2 protein-coding genes are annotated in these 1,791 nt (G+C 58.8%); both read left to right on the plus strand.

Annotated elements, in window-relative coordinates; translation table 11 throughout:
• The first annotated feature begins 533 nt into the window (after nt 1–533).
• Nucleotides 534–1,124, plus strand: a complete 591-nt coding sequence (locus FS320_RS42750; RefSeq protein WP_152718567.1) for a NodA family N-acyltransferase — start codon at nt 534–536, stop codon at nt 1,122–1,124.
• Nucleotides 1,121–1,771 carry a chitooligosaccharide deacetylase NodB gene (nodB, locus tag FS320_RS42755; RefSeq protein WP_152718568.1) on the plus strand — a complete coding sequence of 217 codons (651 nt, stop codon included), beginning with the start codon at nt 1,121–1,123 and terminating at the stop codon, nt 1,769–1,771. The genes FS320_RS42750 and nodB overlap by 4 nt, the downstream gene beginning before the upstream one ends.
• Nucleotides 1,772–1,791: the final 20 nt, after the last annotated feature.

Here is a 1,791-nt window from a genome sequence, read left to right on the forward strand (position 1 = left end):
CGCGGCGGCCAGCCGCTTGCGATCCGCCTCGTCGAGTTGCATCTCAGGAAAGGGATCATGTCGTCGCATACTCCCCAGGGAACACCCGCAGCTCTCGCGTTGCAAGACTCATGGCGACCTACTTAGAAGTAGGTGGTGCGCACAGGCTTCGGCAGGATCTCCACCAAACAGCCCAGCACGGCGCGACGAGGAGATTGAGATCAAGGCCTTGAAGCGATTGCCCTGAATGTATCCATAGCGTGGATGGGTGCCATCTGAACAAACGATTTTACCACTCTTGCGGAATGCTGCATTAGGACAGTGTCATTTGGCCGTACTCAAGGGCGTTGGCGGCAGCATTGACGAGCGGCGCAGGACGGACGGGAAGTCGTGAGAAAGCCCATCAGCTCCGGAATGCGGCGCTACCAAGGTTTATCAGACCGCATGGCTAGCATCACGATCGCTGGCGACAACGTCTGACGTGCACCAATCACGCCGCCACTTCGACGTGTGATGCGTTCCTTAGATAATCGCAGGAAAGAGGAGGCCCTCGCATGCGCTCTCAGGTGCGGTGGAGACTGTGTTGGGAAAATGAGCTGCAGCTCTCCGACCATATCGAACTCGCCGACTTCTTTCGAAAGACCTACGGTCCGACTGGGGCGTTTAATGCAAAACCATTCGAAGGTAGCCGAAGCTGGGCCGGAGCGAGGCCTGAGCTCCGTGTAATCGGCTATGACTCGAGCGGTGTAGCCGCTCATATTGGAGCGCTGCGCCGCTTCATCAAGGTTGGCGGGGTCGATCTATTGGTGGCCGAACTAGGGTTGTACGGGGTACGTCCGGATCTTGAGGGACTCGGAATCAGCCACTCAATTCGCGTCATGTATCCAGTCCTGCATCAGCTTGGCGCTCCATTCGCGTTCGGCGCGGTTCGGCACGCGCTGCGGAACCATGTTGAGAGGTTCTGCCGAAGCGGTCTGGCGACTATCGTTTCGGGGGTTCGCGTGCGGTCTACACTCCCAGATGTGTATCTCGACCTGCCCCCCACGCGCGTCGAGGACGTACTCGCTGTGGTCTTACCGATCGGACGGCCGATAACGGATTGGCCGACCGGTACGATCATTGAGCGGAACGGGCCGGAGCTATGAAGCACCTCGACCTCTCATCCAAAGTGCGCAGTGAGTGTGCTGATGGCACCACAAGTCGCAACGTTTTCCTGACGTTTGACGACGGCCCTAATCCGCTTTGCACACCCGGGGTCCTCGATGTGCTGGCGGAACACCGGGTGCCGGCGACTTTCTTCGTCATCGGCGCGTACGCACTAGACCAGCCGCAACTAATCCGACGAATGGTTACAGAAGGGCACGAGGTCGCTAACCACACGATGACTCATCCGGATCTGTCCAATTGCGGGCCCAGTGAAATAAAACGTGAAATACTTGAGGCGAACAAGGTCGTCAGAATGGCGTGCCCTCAGGCCTCGCTGCGCCACATGCGCGCGCCGTTTGGGATCTGGACCGAAGAAGTGCTCACTATATCAGCGAGCGCTGGGTTAACGGCCCTCCACTGGTCGGTAGACCCGCGAGACTGGTCCCGCCCCGGGGTGGACGCAATTGTCGATGGGGTGCTCGCCTCCGTTCGGCCAGGCGCAATTGTGCTTTTGCACGACGGCTGCCCTCCCGGCGAGTTGAAACCGGGCACTGACGCTGGTCTGCGCGACCAGACGGTCATGGCGCTGTGCCGTATGATTCCATCATTGCATGAGCGCGGATTTGTAATCCGCTCGCTTCCCTAACATCATTGAGACAAGCAACA

The sequence above is a fragment of the Microvirga tunisiensis genome (assembly GCF_009296175.1).
Classification (GTDB): Bacteria; Pseudomonadota; Alphaproteobacteria; order Rhizobiales; family Beijerinckiaceae; genus Microvirga; species Microvirga tunisiensis.